The sequence below is a fragment of the Thalassovita litoralis genome (assembly GCF_900182725.1).
Taxonomy (GTDB): Bacteria; Pseudomonadota; Alphaproteobacteria; order Rhodobacterales; family Rhodobacteraceae; genus Thalassobius; species Thalassobius litoralis.
Genome location: NZ_FXTO01000021.1, coordinates 37128 through 60122 on the forward strand (window position 1 = coordinate 37128; position 22995 = coordinate 60122).

General features: G+C 60.6%; 27 protein-coding genes. 22 read left to right on the forward strand and 5 right to left on the reverse strand.

Features of this window, described 5'->3' with window-relative positions:
* Positions 1 to 80 precede the first annotated feature (80 nt).
* Complete coding sequence (locus FN828_RS14245) at positions 81 to 425, forward strand: hypothetical protein (RefSeq protein WP_142494144.1); 345 nt, start codon at positions 81 to 83, stop codon at positions 423 to 425.
* 118 nt (positions 426 to 543) lie between these two features.
* Here the strand turns inward: FN828_RS14245 and FN828_RS14250 are convergent, their stop codons facing one another.
* A complete protein-coding gene (locus tag FN828_RS14250) occupies positions 544 to 750 on the reverse strand; it encodes a DUF1127 domain-containing protein (protein WP_142494145.1) in 207 nt (68 codons plus the stop codon).
* 305 nt (positions 751 to 1055) lie between these two features.
* Between FN828_RS14250 and ruvC the strand changes: the two genes are divergently transcribed.
* The 18 genes from ruvC to folD all read left to right on the forward strand — a co-directional run bounded on the left by ruvC (position 1056) and on the right by folD (position 17843).
* Positions 1056 to 1556 (forward strand): crossover junction endodeoxyribonuclease RuvC, encoded by a 501-nt coding sequence (gene ruvC / locus FN828_RS14255; protein ID WP_142494146.1) that lies wholly within the window; start codon positions 1056 to 1058, stop codon positions 1554 to 1556.
* Positions 1553 to 2245 carry a Holliday junction branch migration protein RuvA gene (ruvA, locus tag FN828_RS14260; RefSeq protein WP_142494147.1) on the forward strand — a complete coding sequence of 231 codons (693 nt, stop codon included), beginning with the start codon at positions 1553 to 1555 and terminating at the stop codon, positions 2243 to 2245. The genes ruvC and ruvA overlap by 4 nt, the downstream gene beginning before the upstream one ends.
* A 3-nt stretch (positions 2246 to 2248) precedes the next feature.
* A complete protein-coding gene (gene ruvB / locus FN828_RS14265) occupies positions 2249 to 3274 on the forward strand; it encodes a Holliday junction branch migration DNA helicase RuvB (protein WP_142494148.1) in 1026 nt (341 codons plus the stop codon).
* A 105-nt stretch (positions 3275 to 3379) separates the two neighbouring features.
* Positions 3380 to 4000, forward strand: coding sequence for a hypothetical protein (locus FN828_RS14270; protein WP_142494149.1), 621 nt, complete (start codon positions 3380 to 3382; stop codon positions 3998 to 4000).
* Entirely contained in the window at positions 4000 to 4545 is a 546-nt protein-coding gene (gene thpR, locus FN828_RS14275; protein WP_142494150.1) for an RNA 2',3'-cyclic phosphodiesterase, read from the forward strand. Before FN828_RS14270 ends, thpR begins: the two co-directional genes overlap by 1 nt.
* A gap of 66 nt (positions 4546 to 4611) precedes the next feature.
* Complete coding sequence (gene ybgC / locus FN828_RS14280; RefSeq protein WP_142494172.1) at positions 4612 to 4995, forward strand: tol-pal system-associated acyl-CoA thioesterase; 384 nt, start codon at positions 4612 to 4614, stop codon at positions 4993 to 4995.
* Positions 4996 to 5123: 128 nt separating this feature from the next.
* Positions 5124 to 5819: a protein TolQ gene (gene tolQ, locus FN828_RS14285; protein WP_142494151.1), complete on the forward strand. Its 696-nt coding sequence runs from the start codon at positions 5124 to 5126 to the stop codon at positions 5817 to 5819.
* Complete coding sequence (gene tolR, locus FN828_RS14290) at positions 5820 to 6311, forward strand: protein TolR (RefSeq protein WP_142494152.1); 492 nt, start codon at positions 5820 to 5822, stop codon at positions 6309 to 6311.
* A 7-nt stretch (positions 6312 to 6318) separates the two neighbouring features.
* A complete protein-coding gene (locus FN828_RS14295) occupies positions 6319 to 7440 on the forward strand; it encodes an energy transducer TonB (RefSeq protein WP_142494153.1) in 1122 nt (373 codons plus the stop codon).
* Positions 7440 to 8759 carry a Tol-Pal system beta propeller repeat protein TolB gene (tolB, locus tag FN828_RS14300; RefSeq protein ID WP_408033809.1) on the forward strand — a complete coding sequence of 440 codons (1320 nt, stop codon included), beginning with the start codon at positions 7440 to 7442 and terminating at the stop codon, positions 8757 to 8759. The genes FN828_RS14295 and tolB overlap by 1 nt, the downstream gene beginning before the upstream one ends.
* Before the next feature lie 77 nt (positions 8760 to 8836).
* Positions 8837 to 9340: a peptidoglycan-associated lipoprotein Pal gene (pal, locus tag FN828_RS14305; protein ID WP_142494155.1), complete on the forward strand. Its 504-nt coding sequence runs from the start codon at positions 8837 to 8839 to the stop codon at positions 9338 to 9340.
* A gap of 10 nt (positions 9341 to 9350) precedes the next feature.
* Positions 9351 to 10184, forward strand: coding sequence for a tol-pal system protein YbgF (gene ybgF / locus FN828_RS14310; RefSeq protein ID WP_142494156.1), 834 nt, complete (start codon positions 9351 to 9353; stop codon positions 10182 to 10184).
* A gap of 2 nt (positions 10185 to 10186) precedes the next feature.
* Complete coding sequence (gene tilS, locus FN828_RS14315; RefSeq protein ID WP_185959025.1) at positions 10187 to 11410, forward strand: tRNA lysidine(34) synthetase TilS; 1224 nt, start codon at positions 10187 to 10189, stop codon at positions 11408 to 11410.
* Positions 11411 to 11490: 80 nt separating this feature from the next.
* Positions 11491 to 13410, forward strand: a complete 1920-nt coding sequence (gene ftsH / locus FN828_RS14320; protein WP_142494158.1) for an ATP-dependent zinc metalloprotease FtsH — start codon at positions 11491 to 11493, stop codon at positions 13408 to 13410.
* Positions 13411 to 13474: 64 nt separating this feature from the next.
* Positions 13475 to 14239 carry a methyltransferase domain-containing protein gene (locus FN828_RS14325; protein ID WP_142494159.1) on the forward strand — a complete coding sequence of 255 codons (765 nt, stop codon included), beginning with the start codon at positions 13475 to 13477 and terminating at the stop codon, positions 14237 to 14239.
* 113 nt (positions 14240 to 14352) lie between these two features.
* The gene (locus tag FN828_RS14330) at positions 14353 to 14949 is read left to right on the forward strand and encodes an MOSC domain-containing protein (RefSeq protein WP_142494160.1); all 597 of its coding nucleotides are present in this window, start codon (positions 14353 to 14355) and stop codon (positions 14947 to 14949) included.
* A 101-nt stretch (positions 14950 to 15050) separates the two neighbouring features.
* On the forward strand, positions 15051 to 16727 hold the full coding sequence (locus FN828_RS14335) for a formate--tetrahydrofolate ligase (RefSeq protein ID WP_142494161.1): 1677 nt from the start codon (positions 15051 to 15053) through the stop codon (positions 16725 to 16727).
* A 213-nt stretch (positions 16728 to 16940) separates the two neighbouring features.
* Positions 16941 to 17843 (forward strand): bifunctional methylenetetrahydrofolate dehydrogenase/methenyltetrahydrofolate cyclohydrolase FolD, encoded by a 903-nt coding sequence (gene folD / locus FN828_RS14340; RefSeq protein ID WP_142494162.1) that lies wholly within the window; start codon positions 16941 to 16943, stop codon positions 17841 to 17843.
* 70 nt (positions 17844 to 17913) lie between these two features.
* On the opposite strand, the gene FN828_RS14345 is transcribed toward folD, so the two are convergent.
* Together FN828_RS14345 and FN828_RS20575 are read right to left on the reverse strand one after the other, a co-directional pair.
* Entirely contained in the window at positions 17914 to 18375 is a 462-nt protein-coding gene (locus FN828_RS14345; RefSeq protein WP_142494163.1) for a hypothetical protein, read from the reverse strand.
* Positions 18376 to 18378: 3 nt separating this feature from the next.
* Positions 18379 to 18540, reverse strand: a complete 162-nt coding sequence (locus FN828_RS20575; protein ID WP_185959026.1) for a hypothetical protein — start codon at positions 18538 to 18540, stop codon at positions 18379 to 18381.
* 94 nt (positions 18541 to 18634) lie between these two features.
* On the opposite strand from FN828_RS20575, the gene FN828_RS14350 reads away from it, so the two are divergent.
* Positions 18635 to 19405: a LytTR family DNA-binding domain-containing protein gene (locus FN828_RS14350; protein ID WP_185959027.1), complete on the forward strand. Its 771-nt coding sequence runs from the start codon at positions 18635 to 18637 to the stop codon at positions 19403 to 19405.
* Positions 19406 to 19421: 16 nt separating this feature from the next.
* Here FN828_RS14350 and FN828_RS14355 read toward each other — a convergent pair whose 3' ends face one another.
* A complete protein-coding gene (locus FN828_RS14355) occupies positions 19422 to 19841 on the reverse strand; it encodes a PaaI family thioesterase (protein ID WP_142494165.1) in 420 nt (139 codons plus the stop codon).
* A 139-nt stretch (positions 19842 to 19980) separates the two neighbouring features.
* On the opposite strand from FN828_RS14355, the gene FN828_RS14360 reads away from it, so the two are divergent.
* On the forward strand, positions 19981 to 20808 hold the full coding sequence (locus FN828_RS14360) for a LytTR family DNA-binding domain-containing protein (RefSeq protein ID WP_142494166.1): 828 nt from the start codon (positions 19981 to 19983) through the stop codon (positions 20806 to 20808).
* Positions 20809 to 20873: 65 nt separating this feature from the next.
* Here FN828_RS14360 and FN828_RS14365 read toward each other — a convergent pair whose 3' ends face one another.
* Positions 20874 to 22160, reverse strand: a complete 1287-nt coding sequence (locus FN828_RS14365) for an acyl-CoA dehydrogenase family protein (RefSeq protein ID WP_142494167.1) — start codon at positions 22158 to 22160, stop codon at positions 20874 to 20876.
* Positions 22161 to 22297: 137 nt separating this feature from the next.
* Between FN828_RS14365 and FN828_RS14370 the strand changes: the two genes are divergently transcribed.
* Positions 22298 to 22939, forward strand: a complete 642-nt coding sequence (locus FN828_RS14370; RefSeq protein ID WP_142494168.1) for a LysR family transcriptional regulator — start codon at positions 22298 to 22300, stop codon at positions 22937 to 22939.
* Positions 22940 to 22995: the final 56 nt, after the last annotated feature.

Below are 22995 nucleotides of genomic sequence, written 5' to 3' on the forward strand. Positions count from 1 at the left end.
AGGCGCTTGCCCCATTTTCGCCACAATTCATTTGTAGTAATATCCTTGTCGCTGGTGGGGGCCAGCACAGGAGTCTGCCAATGGCTGACATGTTTGACCAGTTCGACGACCGTTTGCGGCGTATCGAAACCACGCGCACACGCATGAAGCGGGGCTATAAGCTGACCGTGGATCGCGACGGTCTGATTGTTGCTCGTCCCAAATCCAGCCGTCGGGGCTTTCCCGTAAAAGGTGCCATTTTTTTGGTTGTGGGCTTTATCGGGTTCAAGGCGTTGTTGATTGCCTATCTGGGTGTCCAGACCTATCAGGATCGTGTTTCGGTGCTTCAGGATGGGGCAACCATTGAACAGGCCGGTGCGTGGTTCATGCAGACAGATCGCGTGTCCTTGGAATTGGCTGCGAAATTGCGCCCCCTTATCCGCTAAGCGGGGGCGGTTCCTCTTCTCTCTCTACACTTTCTCTCTCGCAATATCCCTTCAAAAGCAAAACAGCCGCCTCGAATTCATCGAAGGCGGCTGTTTTCATGTCCGAAGGCGGTTCCGCTTAGCGGCGGGCAATCCATTCGATATCGCCACGTGACAGGCCAATATCATCCAGTTCACGGTCGGTCAGGCGCGACAGTGCGGCGCGGGTTGCGCGTACGTCGTTCCACGAGACAACAGCATTCACGATCAAGGCAAATGTGGTGGCAATACGGCTGGCAGCGCTGCCAGCCTGATACTGGGTGCGGGTGTTTGCAAAGACAGCCATATCAGGTTCCTAAAGTTTCAGGGTGGGTTGCAATTTCTGAGCCGCACATAAGATGCAAAAATATTCCGCACAATCGGGGCATTTTGCATAGTCCCTATGCGGTTTGTGCATGGCTTTCTGCGCTGCGGCGATCCATGAAAATAAGGGCTAAAACGTCAGTTTCGGGGGCTGTAGACGATCAGATATGACGTTCTGTGTCGTCGAAATGTCGTTTTCATGTGAACGATCCCGTGACGGTCATTCAGCTTGGCATGTGTTCGCGTTTTGTGCTACTGGGGTAAAAAGCAACAGAGCAGGGGATACAGATGCGGGTTTTGGGAATCGACCCCGGTCTGCGCAATATGGGATGGGGTGTGATTGAAGCGCAGGGCAGCCGACTCAGCCATATTGCGAACGGAATTTGCCATTCCGAAGGGGTGGAGCTGGCGGAGCGTCTGTTATCCCTGCATGACCAACTGACCGATATTGTCGCCCGATTTGCCCCGGATACGGCGGCTGTCGAGCAGGCCTTTGTGAACAAGGACGCGGTTGGCACGCTGAAACTGGGGCAGGCGCGGGGGATCGCGCTGCTGGTTCCGGCACAGGCGGGGATACCCATCGGGGAATATGCCCCCAATAAGGTAAAGAAAACCGTGGTCGGCGTAGGCCATGCGGCCAAGGTTCAGGTGGATCACATGGTTAAAATGCAATTGCCCGGCGTGGTGATTAACGGGCCGGATGCGGCGGATGCGCTGGCGATTGCGATATGCCATGCCCATTATGTGCGTGCGCCCGGTGCGACGCTGCGGGTAAAGGGGGCGGCATGATCGGCAAGCTGACAGGTATATTGGACTATCGCGGCGAAGATCACGTTCTGATCGACGTGCGCGGCGTGGGGTATATCGTGTATTGTTCGGACCGGACCCTTGCCAGCCTGCCCCGAAACGGAGAGCCGGTGTCGCTTTATACCGATATGTTGGTGCGCGAAGACCTGATGCAGTTGTTCGGGTTTCCGACATTGCTGGAAAAGGAATGGCACCGTCTGCTGATGGGGGTGCAGGGCATCGGGGCCAAGGCGTCACTGGCCATTCTGGGCACGCTTGGGGCCGAAGGGGTCAGCCGTGCGATTACGCTGGGTGACATTGCCGCCATCAAGGCGGCCAAGGGGATCGGCCCGAAAACCGCGCAGCGCGTGGTGATTGAACTGAAAGACAAGGCCCCGGCGGTTATGGCCTTGGGGGGGACATTGGCGCAAGCGGCGGGTGCGGTTGCGGCACAGCCGGATGACGCGGTGCTGGATGACGGCCCCGCGCCCAAATCAAAACCCAAGCCCGTGCAAGCGGCCCCCAACAACAGCGCCGCTGCGCAATCTGATGCGCTGTCAGCCCTGTCTAATCTGGGATATTCCCCGTCCGAGGCCGCCAGTGCCGTGGCTCAATCGGCGCAGGATGATCCGCAGGCCGATACAGCGGCGTTGATCCGGGCGGCGCTGAAACTGCTGGCACCGAAAGGCTAAGCCATGACAACGCCCGAACCTGCCTTGCGGCCCGATCCGCTGCCCGAAGATAACGACCGCGCCCTGCGCCCGCAGGCGTTGGATGAATTTATCGGTCAGGCCGAAGCCCGCGCCAACCTGAAGGTATTCATCCAGTCCGCCCGCCAGCGGGGCGAAGCGATGGATCACACGCTGTTTCACGGCCCGCCGGGGCTGGGAAAAACCACGCTGGCGCAGATCATGGCGCGGGAACTGGGCGTGAATTTCCGCATGACCAGCGGCCCGGTTCTGGCCAAGGCGGGCGATCTGGCGGCGATCCTGACCAATCTGGAAGCGCGGGATGTGCTGTTCATTGATGAAATCCACCGCCTGAACCCGGCGGTCGAAGAAGTGTTGTATCCCGCGCTGGAAGATTACGAACTGGACCTTGTGATCGGCGAAGGTCCGGCGGCGCGGACGGTGCGGATCGAATTGCAGCCCTTCACGCTGGTGGGGGCGACGACGCGGCTGGGATTGCTGACCACGCCCTTGCGGGATCGGTTCGGCATTCCCACGCGGTTGCAATTCTACACCGTGGACGAACTGAACGAGATCGTCACCCGCAACGCCCGCCTGTTGGGTGCCCCGGCCGATCCCGAAGGCGCGCGCGAGATTGCCAAACGATCCCGTGGAACGCCCCGGATTGCCGGGCGGCTGCTGCGCCGGGTGGTGGATTTCGCCGTGGTCGAAGGCAACGGGCGGGTGACGCAGGCGATTGCGGATCACGCGCTGACTCGGCTGGGGGTGGATCATCTGGGGCTGGATGGGGCTGACCGGAGGTATCTGCGCCTGATTGCGGAAAACTATGGTGGCGGCCCGGTCGGGATCGAAACCATGAGCGCCGCGCTGTCAGAAAGCCGTGATGCGCTGGAGGAGGTGATCGAACCCTTCCTGCTGCAACAAGGGCTGATCCAGCGCACGCCACGCGGGCGGATGCTGGCCGCGAAGGCATGGCGGCATCTGGGGCTGGATGCGCCCAAGGCACCGGGGCAGTCGGATTTGTTTGGCTGACCTGTCATACAAATCCGCTGGCCGATCCGCTGGTGGTCAGGTCGGGATTTGGATATTTGGACCAAGAAAGAACCAGAAGGGGCGTGTCCCCATGAAGGAGTGCGCATGACCCCGGCCCAGATCGAAGCCCTGTTTACCCGTGCCGATGGCACCTATGGCTTTGCCCGGTGGGGGCGGCCCATCGTGCCGATTGTGTTCGGGGTCGAAGATAAGACGCTGGAAACAGTGAAGGGCGCGATCGAAGCCGTTGTGGGCATGGCAGGGCATCAGATGGCCGAAACTGACCCGGAACTGGGCGTGAACCTGATGTTCTTTTTCTTCCGTGACTGGGACGAGCTGTTGGCGGTGCCTGATCTGGATTGTTTGATCCCGGACCTTGCCGCGTTGGTGGCACGGCTGACGGCGGCGGATGCAAACCAATATCGGGCGTTTCGGTTCGAGAATGACGGGGCGATTCAGGCGGCGTTTGTGTTTCTGCGGATGGATGCGGAACTGTCGAAAATGCCCGCCGAAGTTTTGGCGCTTAGTCAGGTGGTGCAGGTGATGGTGATCTGGGGCGACCGCGCCTTTGCCGAAGTGTCGCCGCTGGCGGTGGCGGGCGGGGTGACGATCCTGCGGCCCGACATCGCGGATGTCATCCGGGCGGGGTATGACCCGGTGATGCCGCGCGTGGCCGGGGACAAAAGCCACGCTTTGCGGTTGTTCGCACGGGTGCAGGCGGGCTGATGCGGCTGTTCGTGTCGCTGGACCTGCCTTTGGGGTTGCGGCAGGTGTTGGGCGACATACAGGACGATCTGGGCGTCGGGCGCATGGTGCCGGATGAAAACCTGCATCTGACCCTGACCTTTCTGGACGATCAGCCCCCACAAATGGCCGAGCGGTTGCACGCTTACCTGTCCGCCATTCGCGCGCCTGCGGTGCGTCTGGCGATAAGTGGGGTCGAAGTGTTTGGCGGCAATCACCCCGCCGCGCTGGTGGCCTTGATCCAGAACACCCCCGAATTGACCCTGCTACATGATAAGGTGGCACAGGCCGCGCGTATGGCTGGGATCGACCTGCCGCGCCGTCGGTTCAAGCCGCATGTCACGCTGGTGCGGTTTCCGCGCCGGATGCTGGATTATGCCCCGCACCGGATTGCGGCATGGTTATCCCAGAATGGGGATTTGCAGGCGGTGGGGGATGTGGCGGCACAGTTCAGCCTGATCCGGTCCACCCTGCATCAGGATGGGCCGCTATATGAAACGCTGGCCAGCTATCCCTTGGTCCCGTGACGGGTTGCACGGGGTAGGTGCCGCGCCTAGTCTGCGCCCAACCACACAGCGGAGAGCGACATGAACATGCATAAGATGAATATCCGGGTCTATTACGAGGATACGGATATGGCCGGGATCGTCTATTATGCCAATTACCTGCGCTATATCGAACGCGCCCGCAGCGAATGGGTGCGTGAACTGGGGATCGACCAACGCGAACTGAAGGAAAACGGGCTGGTGTTCGTGGTTCGCCGGGTCCAGGCGGATTATCTGGCCCCCGCGCGGCTGGATGATTTGCTGACGGTCGAGACAGAGACGACTCAGCTTACCGGGGTCCGCTGGATTCTGGAGCAGCGGGTGAAGCTGGGCGAGGATGTGCTGTTTCATGCGATGGTCACTGTCGTGATGATGACAGATACCGGCCATCCCACGCGAATGCCGGCAAATATCCGCCAGCTAATTCACTAAAACACGCGGCAAACTGGAGTTCTGTTTCCCAGATGACGCCAATGTGTTGGCTTTCCCCTTAAAAGTCGGCTATTTTCGCCTGTAACTCAGGTCCACGACAGAAACGGGCCGAAACAAAGAGCAGGCTTATGGAAACAGAAACCCTGGCACTGGCGCAGGAGATTGATTTCTCTATGTGGGCGCTTTTTGCCCGTGCAACCCTGACTGTGAAGCTGGTGATGATTATGTTGATCGTCGCCTCGTTCTGGTCTTGGTCGATTATTGTACAGAAAACCATCACCTATCGCGCCGCTCGGCGCGAGGCGCAGCGGTTTGACCGCGCCTTCTGGTCAGGGGAGCCGCTGGACGAATTGTTTGACCAGATCGGCCCGGAACCTGATGGCAGTTCGCAGCGGATTTTCGCGGCGGGAATGATTGAATGGCGACGGTCACATCGCAATGATGGCGGGCTGATTGCCGGGGCATCCGCGCGGATTGATCGGTCTATGGATGTCGCTATCGCCAAAGAAGCGGAAAAGCTGCAAGGCGGATTGCCGGTCTTGGCAACAGTCGGGTCCACGGCCCCGTTTGTCGGGCTGTTCGGAACGGTCTGGGGCATCATGCACGCGTTTATCAATATCGCGGAACAGCAGAACACCAATCTGGCCGTTGTTGCGCCGGGGATCGCCGAGGCGCTGCTGGCGACCGGGCTGGGCCTGTTGGCGGCTATTCCGGCGGTGATCTTCTATAACAAGCTGAGCGCCGACAGTGATCGTATCATCGCGGGCTACGAAGCCTTTGCTGATGAATTTGCCACCATCCTTAGCCGTCAGTTGGACAGCTAAATGGGGGCGGGTGTGATGCAAAAGGGCGGGGGTGGCGGACGCCGCCGCCGTCATCGCCGTGGCGGGGCGCGGCCCATGTCGGAAATCAACGTCACGCCTTTTGTGGACGTGATGCTGGTGTTGCTGATCATTTTCATGGTGGCGGCCCCGTTGATGACGGTGGGGGTGCCGGTGGAACTGCCAAAGACTGCCGCGAACGCGCTGCCGTCCGAACAAGAAGAGCCGCTGGCCGTGACCATCACCGCCGAAGGTGTGGTGATGATCCAGAAAACCGAAGTACCGCTGGACGATCTGGTGAACCGTTTGCGGGCGATTGCCGCCGAACGCGAAGGCGACCGCGTGTTCCTGCGGGCGGATGGGGCCGTGCCTTATGAAACCGTGGTGCAGGTCATGGGGGCGCTGAACCGGGGTGGGTTCAGCAACATTGGTCTGGTGACGGATACAGGCGGCCCCAAGCTGGATGGCGCGGGGCAGGCGGGACAGGGAAACTGAGCCGCAGATGAATACGGGGCAGTATATCTCGGGGATTGGCCATATCGGGCTGATCGGCTGGCTGTTGCTGGGCGATGTATTCGCACCGGCCCCAGAGCCGTTCGAGGTGACAGAGGTGGCCGTGGTATCGCCCGAGGAATACGAACGCATCGTGGGGATGCAGCAGCCGCCGGAAACCGAAAGCGAAGCCCCGCAGCCGCCGAAGCCAGTGGACGTGACAGACCCCGAGCCGGTGCAGCCCGTGACCGAGCCAGAGCCGCAGCCTGTCCCTCGCCCCGAGCAGCCAGAGCCGGTGCAGGATACACAGCCGCGTGACGATAGCCCGGACGTGGCCAAGGTGTTGCCACCCGAACCGACCGAGGTACAGGACACGCCGCCGGAAATCGCACCGCCCCCCCAAGAGGATGTCGTGCTGGCCCCCAAAGAATCGGTGCGCCCCAAACCGCGCCCTGCGCCGCGCGTGGCCCCCGAACCTGTCGCCCAGCCCGCGCCGGAATCCAAACCGGATGACGTGGTCCGCGAAGAGGTGCGCAAGGACGACGCGGGCGAGGTGCAGAAGGAAGAGGCGGATGCCACGGCCCCCGAAGAGGCCGCCAAAGAGATCGTGACCGAAGCCGAGGATGAACCAGCCCGTGCGCCGGTGTCGTCCCTGCGCCCCAAAACCCGCCCGGCGGCCCCTGCAAAACGGGCCGAGAAACCGGCGGAAAAGGATGATTTGCAATCCGCCATTGAAAAGGCGGTTGCCGAAGCGGCTGGTGGTGCGGACAAACCGGCCCCCGCCGATACGCCTGCGGCCCCTGCCGGTCCGCCGCTGACTGCCGGGGAAAAAGACGCGTTACGGGTTTCTGTGCAACGGTGCTGGAATACAGGGTCTTTGTCCTCGGATGCGTTGCGGACGACTGTTATTGTCGCGGTGCGCCTGTCCGAGGAAGGGCGGCCCGATGCAGGATCGATTCGTATGGTATCCAGTTCGGGGGGCACGTCGGATTCGGCCCGGCAGGCCTTCGAGGCGGCGCGCCGCGCGATTATTCGCTGTGGGGCCAGTGGCTTTAATTTGCCGAAAGATAAGTATGCGCAGTGGCGCGATATTGAAATGACATTCAACCCGGAGAAAATGAGGATCAAATGATGAAACGCTTTCTGACCCTCCTGTCCGTCTTTTTTTGTTTGCTTGGGGGGCAGCCATTGGCGGCGGCACCACTGCGGATTGAAATCACCGAAGGGGTGATTGAACCGCTGCCCTATGCCGTACCCGATTTCGTCGCTGAAAACGCGGCTGCGGGGACAGTGGCGCGGGATCTGGCCCGTGTGGTGGCCGAAGATCTGAGCGGCACCGGATTGTTCCGCGATATTCCGGCCAGTGCGCATATCAGCAAGATCACCAGCTTTTCGTCGCCAGTGGAATTTGCCGACTGGAAGGCGATTAATGCGCAGGCGCTGATAACCGGGGCGGTCAGCCTGCAATCGGGTGGGCGTCTGGTGGTGAAATTCCGGGTCTATGACGTGTTCGCCGGGCAAGAGCTGGGCAATGGTCTGCAATTCGCCGGAACGCAGGATGGCTGGCGGCGGATGGCCCATAAGGTCGCCGATGCGGTCTATAGCCGGATCACCGGCGAAGGCGCGTATTTTGACAGCCGGGTGGTGTTCGTGTCGGAAACCGGCCCCAAGGATGACCGCAAGAAGCGTTTGGCGATCATGGATTATGACGGGGCGAACGTGCAATATTTGACCGACAGTTCCAGCATCGTGCTGGCACCGCGGTTTTCGCCCACCGGGGACCGGATTTTGTACACCAGCTATGAAACCGGGTTCCCGCAGATTTATGTTCTGGATGTAGCCAGCGTGGGCCGCCGCGTGCTGGAGCAGCAGGCCGGAACGATGAGCTTTGCGCCGCGTTTCAGCCCGGATGGCCGGGCGGTGGTCTATTCGCTGACGCAGGGCGGCAATACCGACATCTATAAGATGGACATCGGCACAGGCCGGTCGCAGCGGTTGACCAGTGCGCCGTCGATTGAAACCGCGCCCAGCTTTAGCCCCGATGGCCGCCGGATCGTGTTTGAAAGCGACCGCAGCGGCACCCAGCAATTGTACATCATGAGCGCGGACGGCGGAGAGCCGCAGCGGATCAGTTTCGGGCAGGGGCGTTATGGCACTCCGGTTTGGTCGCCGCGTGGTGATCTGGTGGCCTTTACCAAGCAATCCAAGGGCCGGTTCCACATTGGCGTGATGCGCACCGACGGGTCCGAGGAACGGCTGCTGACCGCCTCGTTTCTGGACGAAGGGCCGACATGGTCCCCGAATGGCCGCGTGATCATGTTCACCCGTGAAAGTCAGGGCGCGAACGGATCGGCCAGCCTCTATACCGTCGACATCACAGGGCGGAACCTGAAACGGGTGAAGACCATCAGCGGGGCATCCGATCCGGCATGGTCCCCGTTGCAGGACTGAAATCGGCATCTGCGTTCCCAGACGGGGCGCGATATGGTACAACCAAAGAAAATACGCAAATCGAGTAGGACAATTCCATGAAACATCTGACGCGGGCCGTTCTGCTGACTTCGGTCCTTGCCCTTGCAGCCTGTTCCAACCCTGATCGTTTTCAGGGGAATGAAGTCAACCTTGGCGGTGGTGCCGGTGGGCCGGGGTCGGCCAGCGATCCGACCTCGCCGCTGTATTTCCAGCAATCGGTCGGTGATCGGGTGTTGTTTGCCGTGGATCAGTCCAATCTGGGCAGCGATGCGCAGATCACGCTGGATGGTCAGGCGCAGTGGTTGATGACGAATTCGGATTACACAGCGATCATCGAAGGCCACGCCGATGAACAAGGCACGCGGGAATATAACCTTGCACTGGGGGCGCGCCGGGCCAATGCGGTTCAGGAATATCTGATCCAGCAGGGGGTTTCGCCATCGCGGCTGAAAGTGGTCAGCTATGGCAAGGAACGCCCGATTGAAATTTGCAGTCAGGAAGCCTGCTATGCCAAAAACCGGCGGGCGGTGACGGTCATCGCGGCCGATTACAACAGCTAAGGGGATCGTGATGCGCTGGGTTTTCGCCGCTGTTATCGCTGTTTCACTGCTGCCCGCCCTGCCGGGGCGGGGGCTGGCGCAGGACCGTACACAGACGCTGGCCGATATTCGTCAGGAATTATCGGTTCTGTATGTCGATATTCAGCGCCTGAAGCGGGAACTTAGCACCACAGGCGCACCAACGGGCGGCAGCGGCGGGTCTGTTCTGTCGCGGGTCGATGCGATCGAAGCGCAGATGCAACATCTGACCGCCAAGACGGAACAGTTGGAATTTCGGATTAACCAGATTGTGCGCGATGGCACCAACCGGATCGGTGATCTGGAATTCCGTCTGGTCGAACTGGAAGGCGGCGATGTGTCCAAACTGGGCCAGACGACCACCTTGGGCGGGGATCAGGGCAGCACTGGCCCCGCGCCCGATACCCGGCCTGCCGACGCAAACGGTGATGCGCAGCTTGCCGTGGGTGAACGCGCCGATTTCGAGGCCGCGCAAAAGGCATTCGCGGATGGCGATACTGCTGGGGCTGCGGCCAAAATGCAGGCGTTTCTGGATGCCTATCCGGGCAGCCCGCTGACAGCGCAGGCGCATCTGGTGCGCGGCAAGGCTCTGGACGCAACCGGCGAACAGGCTGGCGCGGCGCGGTCCTTTCTGAATGCGTTCAGCAGCGACCCGCAGGGGCCGGACGCCCCCGAGGCGCTGTATCATCTGGGTAAATCGCTGGGCAACTTGGGGCAAACCCAAGAAGCTTGCGTGACCTTGGCCGAAGTTGGCGTTCGGTTCCCGACCTCGGGCTTTGTGCCGCAGGCGCAAGAAGGGCGCCGAGCGCTGCAATGCCAGGGGTGACGGTGAGGGCGGCTTTTGCTGCTGCCATGCGGGATTTCAGTGAACCGGCCCTTGGGGTGGCCGTATCGGGCGGTGGGGATTCCATCGCCCTTTTGCGTATTGCGGGGGATTGGGCGGCGGATCGGGGCATCCGGTTGGCGGCGGTGACGGTGGATCACGGTTTGCGCCCCGAGGCCGCACAGGAAGCGGCATTCGTGGCCGAGACTTGTGCCGCGTTGAGGGTGGCGCATGACACCCTGCATTGGGGCGGCTGGGATGGGCGCGGGAATTTGCAGGCGCAGGCCCGTGCGGCACGCTATCGGTTGATTGCAGACTGGGCCGGGGCACGGGGGATTGGCGTGGTGGCGCTGGCGCATACCTGTGACGATCAGGCGGAAACCTTTCTGATGCGTCTGGCGCGTCAGGCGGGGGTGGATGGCCTGTCTGCAATGGCGGATCGTCGGATGGGCGATGTGCGGTTCATGCGGCCTTTGTTGTCGGTATCGCGGGCAGCGTTGCGCGATGAATTACAGGCGCTGGGGCAGGGTTGGGTCGAAGACCCGTCTAACACCGATGTGCGCTATGACCGGGTGCGGATGCGTCAGCAGCTTGACGGGCTGTCCGATTTGGGGATCACGCTGGGGGCATTGTCGGCGGTGGCACACAACCTGTCACAGGCCCAAGAGGCGCTGAACTGGGCCGCGCATGGCTTTGCCCTGCAACATGTGCGGATGAACGGCCCGGATGTGATGATTGACCGGGCGGCGTTTTTGGCCTTGCCGGTAGAGCTACAGCGCCGGGTGATGGTCCATACGTTGAAGTGGCTGACGGGCGCTGATTATGCCCCGCGCCGTCAATCCGTGGCGGATGTGCTGGACGCGGCGCAGGGGCTGCGTCCAGCCACATTGCATGGAGGCCGGATGACCCACCGCAAGGACACGCTGTACCTGTTTCGGGAATATGCGGCTGTGGCGGATATGCGGGCGGCCCCCGGTCAGGTTTGGGATCGGCGCTATTGCCTGAGTGGACCCGAGGGGGGGCATGTCGCGGCGCTGGGACAGGTGGGATTAGACGCGCTGCCGAATTGGCGCGACATGGGCCGTCCGGCGGCGGCGGTGATGGCGGACCCGGCGATCTGGCAGGACGGGCGGCTGCTGGCCGCCCCGGTCAGCGACATGGCCGATGGATGGCACATAGATTGGGCGCCGGGCCGCACAGATTACCATTCGGCGCTTTTAACGCATTGAAGATGGGTGCATGATCTCTATTTAAACACCGTGGTCGCTGTGATAGGCGCAGGGCCAACCGAAATTTTGGGAGACTATCCTTGGGCAACGCGAAAAATATCGCCTTCTGGGTCGTTCTGTTCCTGCTGATCCTTGCCCTGTTCAACCTGTTCAGCGGCTCCGGCTCGACGCTGCAAAGCCAGTCGATTCCGTATTCGGATTTCGTGCAGGCGGTTCAGGATGAAAAGGTCAGTAAAGTGACCCTTGACGGGGAAAAGGTGCGCTATCGCAGCACCGATGGGCGCGATTATGTGACCATTAAACCCGACGACGCCAAAGTGACCGATCTGCTGATCGACAAGGGCGTGCCGGTCACGGCAGAAAGTCAGGAACAATCGGGCTTTCAGGCCTTTATCCTTAGCCTTCTGCCCTTCTTGTTGCTGATCGGTGTCTGGATTTATTTCATGAACCGGATGCAGGGCGGCGGCAAAGGCGGGGCGATGGGCTTTGGTAAATCCAAGGCCAAGCTGCTGACCGAAAAGCAGGGTCGCGTGACCTTTGACGATGTGGCCGGTATCGACGAAGCCAAGGAAGAACTGGAAGAAATCGTCGAATTCCTGCGCAATCCGCAGAAATTCAGCCGTCTGGGCGGTAAAATCCCCAAAGGGGCGCTGCTGGTTGGCCCTCCGGGGACGGGTAAAACGCTGCTGGCGCGTGCTATCGCAGGCGAGGCGGGTGTGCCTTTCTTCACCATCTCTGGCTCGGATTTCGTGGAAATGTTCGTGGGTGTGGGCGCATCGCGTGTCCGTGACATGTTTGAACAAGCCAAGAAAAACGCGCCCTGTATCGTTTTCATCGACGAGATTGACGCCGTGGGCCGTGCGCGTGGCGCTGGTTATGGCGGCGGGAACGACGAACGCGAACAGACCCTGAACCAGTTGCTTGTGGAAATGGACGGGTTCGAGGCGAACGAGGGCGTGATCATTCTGGCCGCCACCAACCGCCGCGACGTTCTGGACCCTGCGCTGTTGCGTCCGGGCCGGTTTGACCGGACCGTGACGGTGCCGAACCCCGACATCAAAGGCCGTGAAAAAATTCTGGGCGTTCATGCCCGTAAAACCCCGCTGGGGCCGGATGTGGACCTGCGGATCATTGCCCGCGGGACCCCCGGATTTTCTGGTGCGGACCTGATGAACCTTGTGAACGAAGCTGCGCTGATGGCCGCCCGTGTGGGCCGTCGTTTCGTCACGATGGAGGATTTCGAGAACGCCAAGGACAAGGTCATGATGGGGGCCGAGCGGCGTTCTATGGTGCTGACGCAGGACCAGAAGGAAAAGACCGCCTATCACGAGGCAGGCCATGCCATCGTTGGTCTGGCGCTGCCGAAATGTGACCCGGTGTATAAGGCCACGATCATCCCGCGCGGTGGTGCGCTGGGGATGGTGGTCAGCCTGCCGGAAATCGACCGTTTGAACTGGCACAAATCCGAATGCGAGCAAAAGCTGGCGATGACGATGGCCGGGAAAGCCGCCGAAATCCTGAAATACGGAGAGGACGACGTGTCCAACGGTCCGGCTGGCGATATTCAGCAGGCGTCCAGTCTGGCGCGGGCGATGGTGCTGCGCTGGGGTATGTCCGACAAGGTGGGCAATATCGACTATTCCGAAGCGCACGAGGGCTATTCGGGGCAGACGCCCGGTTTCTCGGTTTCGGCGCACACCAAGGAAATGATCGAGGAAGAAGTGAAACGCTTCATCCAGGACGGTTATACCGAAGCGATGCGCATCCTGACCGAACGCAAGGACGAATGGGAACGTCTGGCCCAAGGGTTGCTGGAATACGAAACCCTAACTGGCGAAGAAATCGAACGGGTGATCCGGGGCGAACCCCCGCAGGCTGGCCCGGACGAACACGACACGCCGGATTCTGGGGGGACGGCTTCGGTCACGGCAATCCCGAAGACCAAGCCGAAGTCCAAACCCAAGGATGACGGCGGGATGGAGCCGGAACCCACCGCATAATCAGATCGAAAAGGCCGGGGCAGTCCCGGCCTTTTTTTGTGGCTTGTGAACAGGGGAACGGCTGATGGATTGGAACCCGGCCAAATACGCACGGTTTTCCGGGCTGCGATTGCGCCCGGCGGTGGACCTGTTGGCGCAGGTGGGCACGTTGCCGGATGGTCCTGTCTGCGATCTGGGATGCGGGGCCGGGGCGGTTGGCCCGGTGCTGCGGGAACGGTTTGCGGGGCGGCATCTTCTGGGGCTGGACAGTTCAGCGGCGATGTTGGGCAAGGCGGCAGAAATCGGGGCATACGACGCCCTGCAACAGGCGGATATTGCAGATTGGCACCCTGAACAGCGGTTCGCGCTGATCTATTCCAACGCCGCGCTGCATTGGCTGCCGGATCACCCCGGCCTGCTGCCGCGACTGGCCGGGATGCTGACCCCCGGCGGGATGCTGGCGGTGCAGGTGCCGCATCAGAACGATGCGCCATCCCATCGGGCGTGGCAGTCCGTGGCGGCGCGGTTGTTTCCGGGCCGGATTGCCGAAGATGGCGGTCCGGGTGTTCTGGCTGCGCCTGCCTATTTCGATCTACTGTCGCCGCTGGGACAGGTTTCGGTGTGGGAAACCGAATATATGCAACGGTTGGACCCCGTGGCGCAGGGGCATCCTGTGCGGCATTTCACGGAATCCACCTTTGCCCGCCCGATTTTGAACGTGCTGAACGCGGCGGAACAGGCCGAATTGATTGCCGCCTACGAGGTGGAAATGACACGGGCCTATCCGCTGCGTCCGGATGGGTCGGCGCTGTTTCCGTTCCGCCGCTTGTTTTTCACCCTGTCGGTTTGATCGCCATTCCGGCGGGTGATACCGCAGATCACAAAGACATGGGTTGAGCATGGCGCAGGGGCAGGGCAAAACTTCGCCCAGTGATCTTTGTGCGATCTTACAGGAGTGTCCCAATGCCCGCCTTGAAACCCACGCAATTCCGCGCCACCGTCACTTATCTGGGCTATGTGCCGGACCGGGGCGCATCCCTGCGGTCGCAACCGTTGGAACAGGCCATGCTGACATGGGCCGGGATCGCGGGCGAGGCACATGGCGGCACCACGCGGCCATCGTGTTCGCGGGTCAAATCGCAACACCCGCGCGATACGGAAATCCGCAACGTGCGCCAACTGTCCATTTTGTCAGCCGAAGAACTGGCACAGGTGGCGGCGCACATTGGCGTGGATCAGTTTCAGCCCGAATGGGTGGGCGCGTCGATGATCATCGAAGGCATTCCCGATTTCACCTATGTGCCGCCGTCATCGCGGCTACAGGCGCCGTCCGGTGCGACGCTGGTGATCGACATGGAAAACCGCCCCTGTGTGCTGCCCGCCCCCGTGATCGAGGCGGACGCGCCGGGCGCGGGCAAGCTGTTTAAGCCTGCTGCCGAAGGCAAGCGCGGCGTCACGGCCTGGGTCGAGCGTGAGGGGCTGATTCAGGTGGGGGATACGCTGGTGCTGCATATCCCGGATCAACCCGTCTGGCCGCATCTGGGCGCAGCCCGCGCCTGAGCGCAAACGGCGTTTTGCGCTGGGAAATGTCGGATTTACCAGCCTTTGCGCGGGCGGGCTGCGGTATAGCGGGTCATAGAGTACAGACCGAGGGAGGGGATATGAGTTACAAATCCGACATCGAAATTGCACGCGCCGCGCAGAAGCAACCGATACAGAAGATCGGCGCGGGGTTGGGAATCCCTTCGGAACATTTGCTGCCCTATGGGCACGACAAGGCGAAGATTTCGCAGGATTTCATCAACTCCGTGCAAGACCGCCCGAACGGGAAGCTGATCCTTGTGACGGCCATCAACCCGACCCCAGCGGGCGAAGGGAAGACGACAACCACCGTTGGGCTGGTGGACGGGCTGAACCGGATCGGCAAGAAAGCGGCGGTGTGTATCCGCGAAGCCAGCCTTGGCCCGTGTTTCGGGATGAAGGGCGGGGCCGCTGGTGGCGGTTACGCGCAGGTCGTTCCGATGGAAGAAATGAACCTGCATTTCACCGGCGATTTTCACGCCATCACCAGCGCCCATAACCTGCTGTCGGCGATGATCGACAACCATATTTATTGGGGCAATGAACTGGAAATCGACGAACGCCGCGTGACGTGGCGGCGCGTGATGGACATGAACGACCGCGCCCTGCGCGATATGGTGACATCGCTGGGTGGGGTGGCCAACGGGTTTCCGCGCCAGACCGGGTTTGACATCACCGTTGCATCCGAGGTTATGGCGATCCTGTGCCTGTCCCGCAATCTGGACGACCTGCAAAAACGTCTGGGCGACATCATTGTGGCCTATCGCCGTGATCGTTCGCCGATCTATGCGCGTGATCTGAACGCGGATGGCGCCATGACGGTGCTGCTGAAGGATGCGATGCAACCCAATCTGGTGCAAACGCTGGAAAATAACCCGGCCTTTGTGCATGGTGGTCCGTTCGCCAATATCGCACATGGCTGTAACTCGGTCATCGCTACCACCACGGCGCTGAAGCTGGCGGATTATGTGGTGACGGAAGCGGGCTTTGGCGCTGATCTGGGCGCTGAAAAGTTCATGAACATCAAATGCCGCAAGGCCGGGATTGCGCCGGATGCGGTGGTGATCGTGGCAACGATCCGCGCGATGAAGATGAACGGCGGCGTTGCAAAGGCCGATCTGGGGGCCGAAAATGTTGATGCCGTGGTTCGGGGGTGTCCGAACCTTGGCCGTCACATTGCCAATGTGAAATCCTTTGGCGTTCCGGTCGTCGTGGCGATCAACCATTTTGTCACCGATACTGACGCCGAAGTTCAGGCGGTCAAGGATTACGTGGCCCAGCAAGGCAGCGAGGCGATCCTGTGCCAGCATTGGGAAAAAGGCGGCGAAGGAACCGAAGGGCTGGCAACCCGTGTGGCAGAGCTGGCAGATGGCGGCTGGTCGCATTTTGCGCCGCTATATCCCGACGACATGCCGCTGTTTCAGAAAATTGAAACCATCGCCAAGCGGATTTATCACGCGGACGAGGTGCTGGCGGACAAGAAAATCCGTACTCAACTGCGCGAATGGGAAGAAGCCGGATATGGCAATCTGCCGATCTGTATGGCGAAAACGCAATACAGTTTTTCGACCGATCCGAACCTGCGGGGCGCGCCCACCGGGCATTCCGTGCCGGTCCGCGAGGTGCGGCTAAGCGCCGGTGCCGGGTTTGTCGTGGTGATCTGCGGGGAAATCATGACCATGCCGGGCCTGCCGCGCCACCCCAGTGCCGAACAGATCATGCTGAACGACTTGGGCCAGATCGAAGGCCTGTTCTGATACCCCCCCCGCCAAATACGGGTCAGCCGGGTTGGCGGGGGATTTTCCGCACGATTGTTGCCTTTTGCGGCGGCCCGTTGCGGATTGGAAACTTCAAAACGCCGCAGGGTGGGAATTTTCCAGAACTGATGCTGGCCCAAAGCCAGCGCCAAAGGTAAATGCGTGGCAACGGGCCTGTCGGGATGCGGGTCCACAAGTGGAAAGGTCAGGCGCATGACGGCACAGATTATCGACGGCAAAGCCTTTGCCGCAACAGTACGCGAAAAGGTGGCGGGCCATGTGGCGCGTCTGAAAGCGGATCACGGAATCACGCCGGGTTTGGCCGTGGTGCTGGTGGGCGAAGACCCGGCCAGTCAGGTTTATGTGCGGTCCAAGGGAAAACAGACCGTCGAGGCCGGGATGAATTCCTATGAGCACAAACTGTCCGCCGACACTGCGGAGCAGGATTTGCTGGCGCTGATCCAGCAGTTGAACGCCGATCCGGCGGTGCATGGCATTTTGGTGCAATTGCCGCTGCCCAAGCATCTGAACGAAGATCTGGTGATCAACGCGATTGACCCGGCCAAGGATGTGGACGGGTTCCATATCTCAAACGTGGGTCTGTTGGGGACGGGGCAGAAAAGCATGGTGCCTTGCACGCCGCTGGGGTGCCTGATGATGCTGCGCGATTATCACGGCAGCCTGTCGGGAATGGATGCGGTTGTGATCGGGCGGTCCAATATCGTGGGCAAACCGATGGCGCAGCTTTTGCTGGGTGATAGCTGTACCGTGACGATTGCCCACAGCCGCACCAAGGATTTGCCCGAGGTGGTGCGCCGCGCCGATATCGTGGTGGCCGCCGTTGGTCGCCCGCAGATGGTGCCGGGCGATTGGATCAAGCCGGGGGCCACTGTGATTGACGTCGGCATCAACCGCATCGACGCCCCGGAAAAGGGCGAAGGTAAAACCCGTCTTGTGGGCGATGTGGATTTCGACAGCGCGGTTCAGGTGGCAGGCGCGATTACCCCGGTTCCCGGTGGCGTGGGGCCGATGACGATTGCCTGCCTGCTGGCGAACACCGTGACCGCCTGTTGCCGCGCCAATGGCCTGCCAGAACCCGAGGGGCTGACGGCCTGAACCGGTTTCGCGGGATAGCGCGGATCAATCGAACTGGGGGCGGATCACAGGATGCGCCCCCGGTTTTAATTCAGCTATGGCCCACCCGGATGGCCCGGCCCAGAAACGTGCCGGAACATAGACCCAAAACAATGGCCAGCGTTGCGATATAGCCCGGTGCTGTCAGCAAGTCGGGGGCGATTGCCCGGATCACGCCGGTTACAAAATTCGACCAGAACAGGATCATGACAACGATCAGCGTCAGCCACTCCGGGCGCAGGGTCACGGTATTGCGGGTCCGTTCAATCAGCCAGCGGCCTTGCAGGCGGTATCCCACGGCGGCACCGATCAGCAGCAGAACCGCCCAAAGCGCCAATCCCCATCCGGGGGCGGGCAGGGCCAACAGGCTGCGCAGCCCAAGCAACCCCAGAAATGGCAGGGCATAGAACAAGGCAATGGGCGCGCGGCGCGGACGTATGGCACGCAGCCCGACAAACAGCAACAGCACAAGCAGCGGCCACACCCAAATCGGGGCATTGGTAAAGAACGCCATGTTTCAGCCCGCCATCAATACGTCATGTGTGATCCGATCGGGCAACCCGGCCCCGGTCAGTCGGATTTCATGCACCCAGAACGAAGATAGCGGAACTAGGGCCAGTGCGATGAAAGCATGAAGCTTTATTGCGAAAGGGGCCAGTAATAGTGGCATCAGGTTCATCTGGGAAACTCCGTTTTGGTCAGTTAGAACCTGATGAAATGGCGTAGGCGGCAGACAAAGCGGGTTTTCGTCAATGAAGAATGGGGATGCGTGGGTGACGAGTTTGGGGGAACAACAGGCATTGGCGCTTCGTGAATGGCAGTGGCTTTTCGTGCCTGTCGTGGTGTGGGTCGTGTTGACAGTGCTGGCCGCGCTGGCGGGACCGTTTGAAACCTATGACAGCCTGACATTCCTGCCTCGGTTGGCCTATTGGGCGCTGGTAGTCGGGGTGTCGGTAGGGATCGACGCCGGTTTTCGTTGGGTGTTGCGTCACTGGCCTATAGTCTGGCGCGTGGCGGCCCGGTTGGGCTATGCCGCAGTGTTGGGGGCGGTCATTCACGGGATCAACAGCGCGGTTTTTCCGGCTTGGACGGGCTGGGGGCGGTTGTTTTGGTTGGTGATGATCGTCTGGGTCGTGGCTATGGCGGTCGAAGGGATGGTGGCGCTGATGAAGCATGTCACCCTCGCAAACCATGCCGACATTCCCGCCGAGGCTGAAACCCCGGCCCCGGATGCTGTATTCCAGCAGCGCCTGCCGCACGATAAGCGCGGTACGTTGATCCGGCTGGAGGCGCAGGATCATTACCTGAATGTCGTAACAACCGCAGGAGAGGCGTTAATCCTGATGCGGATGTCGGACGCGGAAATGGAACTGGCGGGGTTTGCAGGGCTGCGCGTGCATCGTTCGCATTGGATCGCGGCGGCGCAGGTGCAAGACGTCAACCGCGCTGGCGGGCGGCTGACGTTGTTGATGGCGGACGGGTGTACCATCCCGGTCAGCCGCAGTTTCCGTTCCGGGGTCGACGCCGCCGGATTGCTGGCATAGGGCGCGGCCTACAGGCTCAAAGCGGCACCGGCACCATCGTGCCTTGTAAGATCGCCACCAGTTTTTCCTGATCGCCGGTGCGGGCCACCACCTCGGATGTGACGATGACCAGCCGCTTGCCGGGTTTGATCACCTTGCCGGTCGCAATCAGCAGATCACCGCGGGCGGGGGCCAGCAGGTTGATTTTGATTTCGGCGGTTACAACTTCGTGATTCTCGGGCATGGTGGTCAGGGCCGCATAGCCCGCGGCTGTATCCCCGATGGCAAAGGTCAAAGCCGCATGACCATGCCCTTGTTGCTGGCGTGATCCGGGCAGGATGGGGGCCTCGATCACGGTTTCGCCTTGTCCGACATGCGCCAAACGCGCGCCAAATGTTTGCATCATCGCCTGTTGGTTGAAGCTGCCAATGATGCGTTCATACAAGGGGTGGGTCATGTGGGGTTCCTTTTTTCAACAAGGTAGCCGCATGTTGATTTATATTCAATCTAAGCTTGCTGTTGCGTCACCCACAGGGTTCGGTGTAACAGTCTGTTATTAATTGCTTTTAACTGTCCTGTGTTGTGCCCTTGGAACTATGACTGCGAAAATCAAACAGTTGGCCCATAACCTTCTTAGCCGGGTGAGCCTGTTGATCTGGATGCTGTTTACCGTGGCAGCGACCATAATGGGGCCATTCAATACCTCGGCTGTTTTGGGGTTGGGGCAACGTGGCATTTACTGGGGCGTCATGGTGGCGCTTGCGCTGTCTGTGTCTGCGGTGGTCGCGGAACTGGTGGCCTTGGTGGTGCCGGATCGTCGCCGCTGGGCGTTTGACATCCTGCGTATCATCGGGATGGTTTTGGTCTTTTCGCCGATGGTGCTGCTTTGGACCAATTTCATGCTTGGGGATGTTGCAGAGTATAGCCCCGATCTGGGCATGATTGCGCTGTTCGTAGCGTTGGTCGGAACCGTTACCCGTGTGATGCGCCGGATATTGCGCGACGAACAAGCCACATTCCTGCACGAAGAACAGGGCGCTTTGGCGTTACCCGGTGACGCAGAGGATGTGCCGGGGGCGGGGGCTGATCTGGCATCCCCCGAAAACGCCGACCAGCCGCGCCTGATGCGCCGCTTGCCGGATGGTGTGACCGGGCCGGTATTGCGGCTGTCGGCCAAGGATCACTTTGTCGAGGTGGTGCTGCCCGATGAAACCCACAGCTTGCGGATGCGGTTTGCCGATGCAATCGACGAAATGGATGGGGTCGAAGGTTATTGTGCTCATCGGTCGCATTGGGTGGCGCGGGATGCGATTGATGCTGTGGAACGCGATGGGGCGCGGATTTATCTGCGCTTGGTCAATCGGGACGTGATCCCGGTCAGTCGTACCTACAAACCCCGGTTGGAAGAGGCCGGTATCCTGTAGGCGGTGATTGATGGGACCGGGCGCATTGGAAAAGCGCCCAGTCCCGTAATGTCCGATCCTGTGCTTTAAGCCTGCGGGAGTGTCGCGCGGATGTCGGTTTCGCTGGCACGATCCGGCAAGGTATAGAACCGATGCGAATTCATCGGACCCTTTTGGGCCTTGCGGATCGCAGAGCGGCCAATGGCCCGCAGGTGAACCTCGTCCGGGCCATCGGCCAACCGCAAGCTGCGGGCCATCGTCCACAGATCGGGCAGGGGGGTGTCCGGGGTGACGCCCATGCCGCCAAAGATTTGAATCGCACGATCCACCACGCGTTCGTGCATTTCCGGCACCAGTACCTTGATCATGGCGATTTCATCGCGGGCTTCCTTGGCGCCGACATTGTCGATCATCCATGCGGTTTTCAGCACCAGCAGGCGGGCTTGTTCGATTTCGCAGCGCGAGCGGGCGATTTTTTCCTGTGTGACGCCCTGTTCATGCAGGTATTTCCCGAATGCTTTTCGTTCCAGCGACCGCTCGACCATTAGTTCAAATGCCAATTCGGCCTGCCCGATGGACCGCATCATGTGGTGAATGCGCCCCGGCCCCAGACGGGCCTGTGCGATGGCAAAACCTGTGCCTTCCTCGCCCAGCAGGTTGGTCGCGGGGACGCGGACATTGTGATAGACGATTTCACAATGGCTTTCGTAGCTTAGGTGGTTCATCACAGCGATGTTGCGGGTGATGGTGATGCCGGGTGTATCCATCGGCACAAGGATCATGCTTTGCTGGCGGTGGCGTTCGGCATTGGGATCAGTTTTGCCCATCACGATGGCCAGCTTGCAATGCGGCGAGGCTGCGCCGGTTGAAAACCATTTACGCCCGTTGATCACATATTCGTCACCATCACGGCGGATCAGTGTTTCGATATTCGTCGCGTCAGAGGAGGCGACATCGGGTTCCGTCATCGAAAAACAGGACCGGATTTCACCGTTCAGCAATGGCATCAGCCATTTCTGTTTCTGTTCGGGGGTGCCGAACATATGTAGGATTTCCATATTGCCGGTATCGGGGGCGGAACAGTTGAACACCTCGGGCGCCCAGGGCAGACGGCCCATGATTTCGGCCAGCGGGGCATAGTCCAGATTAGACATGCGGGTGCCGGGTTCGTCGTCACGCAGCGCGGGCAGGAACATATTCCACAGCCCTTCGGAGCGGGCCAGCGCCTTCAGGTCGTCCATGAAGGACAGGGTATAGGTGCCATTGCCCTGTTCCGCCATGTACTGAGCGTGGCGGGGGATGACGTGATCTTCCATGAAATTGCGCAGCTTGGCCTGCATGGCAAGGCTGTGTTCGGAAAAGGCGAAATCCATTCTCTGTCTCCTGTCAGGGGCATGTCGGGGGCGGGTGTGGCAACAGCGGGCGCTGCGGCTTTGCCCTTTCGGTTGACAGATGGCACAGGCAGGCGGCATAAAAAAATGAATTTATAAAATGGTGGGATATAGATAAAATGAATATATCCAGAACCGACCTGAACCTGTTTGTCGTGTTTGAAGCGATCTATTCCCAAGGGGGCGTGACCCGCGCGGCCGAGGTGCTGCATCTGACCCAGCCCACGATTTCGCACGCGTTGGGGCGGTTGCGGGACCGGGTGGGCGATCCGTTATTTGTGCGGCATGGGCAGCGGTTGGTGCCGACGCCATTGGCTGACCGAATGATCGGCCCCACGCGCGAGGCGCTGAAACTGTTCCAGCGTACCTTGGGCGAATTGGATGGGTTTGACCCGCTGACTGCTGAAATGCAGTTTTCCATCGGGATGCGGGCGCTGATGGAGGCTAGCTTTTTCCTGCCTTTGGTGCGGTTGCTGAACAGTGCTGCGCCGCGGGTTATGGTATCGTCTGTCCCATTGGACCGCAGACGGATCGAGGCGGATTTATCCGCCGGGGAACTGAGCGCCGCGATAGATATTTTCCTGCCGCTGGGCGAGGATATCCGGCGGGAACATCTGAGTACGTCGCGCACGGTGGTGGTGGCGCGGCAGGGCCACCCGCAGGTGGTGGGGCAAATCACGCTAGGCTCAGGACCCATTAATCGGCTTGAGATCGCATTGGTCGCATGCTTCAAATCCCCAAACTTTCAGGGGGTATCATGAGCAATCTATTTTGGCTGACCGACGAACAGATGGCGCGGCTGCGACCGTTCTTTCCC

Bases quoted from the DNA above. Each gene is read 5' to 3' on its own strand.
- FN828_RS14245 (WP_142494144.1), top strand. From the start codon at position 81: ATGGCTGACATGTTTGACCAGTTCGACGACCGTTTGCGGCGTATCGAA.
- FN828_RS14250 (WP_142494145.1), bottom strand. From the start codon at position 750: ATGGCTGTCTTTGCAAACACCCGCACCCAGTATCAGGCTGGCAGCGCT.
- ruvC (WP_142494146.1), top strand. From the start codon at position 1,056: ATGCGGGTTTTGGGAATCGACCCCGGTCTGCGCAATATGGGATGGGGT.
- ruvA (WP_142494147.1), top strand. From the start codon at position 1,553: ATGATCGGCAAGCTGACAGGTATATTGGACTATCGCGGCGAAGATCAC.
- ruvB (WP_142494148.1), top strand. From the start codon at position 2,249: ATGACAACGCCCGAACCTGCCTTGCGGCCCGATCCGCTGCCCGAAGAT.
- FN828_RS14270 (WP_142494149.1), top strand. From the start codon at position 3,380: ATGACCCCGGCCCAGATCGAAGCCCTGTTTACCCGTGCCGATGGCACC.
- thpR (WP_142494150.1), top strand. From the start codon at position 4,000: ATGCGGCTGTTCGTGTCGCTGGACCTGCCTTTGGGGTTGCGGCAGGTG.
- ybgC (WP_142494172.1), top strand. From the start codon at position 4,612: ATGCATAAGATGAATATCCGGGTCTATTACGAGGATACGGATATGGCC.
- tolQ (WP_142494151.1), top strand. From the start codon at position 5,124: ATGGAAACAGAAACCCTGGCACTGGCGCAGGAGATTGATTTCTCTATG.
- tolR (WP_142494152.1), top strand. From the start codon at position 5,820: ATGGGGGCGGGTGTGATGCAAAAGGGCGGGGGTGGCGGACGCCGCCGC.
- FN828_RS14295 (WP_142494153.1), top strand. From the start codon at position 6,319: ATGAATACGGGGCAGTATATCTCGGGGATTGGCCATATCGGGCTGATC.
- tolB (WP_408033809.1), top strand. From the start codon at position 7,440: ATGAAACGCTTTCTGACCCTCCTGTCCGTCTTTTTTTGTTTGCTTGGG.
- pal (WP_142494155.1), top strand. From the start codon at position 8,837: ATGAAACATCTGACGCGGGCCGTTCTGCTGACTTCGGTCCTTGCCCTT.
- ybgF (WP_142494156.1), top strand. From the start codon at position 9,351: ATGCGCTGGGTTTTCGCCGCTGTTATCGCTGTTTCACTGCTGCCCGCC.
- FN828_RS14325 (WP_142494159.1), top strand. From the start codon at position 13,475: ATGGATTGGAACCCGGCCAAATACGCACGGTTTTCCGGGCTGCGATTG.
- FN828_RS14330 (WP_142494160.1), top strand. From the start codon at position 14,353: ATGCCCGCCTTGAAACCCACGCAATTCCGCGCCACCGTCACTTATCTG.
- FN828_RS14335 (WP_142494161.1), top strand. From the start codon at position 15,051: ATGAGTTACAAATCCGACATCGAAATTGCACGCGCCGCGCAGAAGCAA.
- folD (WP_142494162.1), top strand. From the start codon at position 16,941: ATGACGGCACAGATTATCGACGGCAAAGCCTTTGCCGCAACAGTACGC.
- FN828_RS14345 (WP_142494163.1), bottom strand. From the start codon at position 18,375: ATGGCGTTCTTTACCAATGCCCCGATTTGGGTGTGGCCGCTGCTTGTG.
- FN828_RS20575 (WP_185959026.1), bottom strand. From the start codon at position 18,540: ATGAACCTGATGCCACTATTACTGGCCCCTTTCGCAATAAAGCTTCAT.
- FN828_RS14355 (WP_142494165.1), bottom strand. From the start codon at position 19,841: ATGACCCACCCCTTGTATGAACGCATCATTGGCAGCTTCAACCAACAG.
- FN828_RS14360 (WP_142494166.1), top strand. From the start codon at position 19,981: ATGACTGCGAAAATCAAACAGTTGGCCCATAACCTTCTTAGCCGGGTG.
- FN828_RS14365 (WP_142494167.1), bottom strand. From the start codon at position 22,160: ATGGATTTCGCCTTTTCCGAACACAGCCTTGCCATGCAGGCCAAGCTG.
- FN828_RS14370 (WP_142494168.1), top strand. From the start codon at position 22,298: ATGAATATATCCAGAACCGACCTGAACCTGTTTGTCGTGTTTGAAGCG.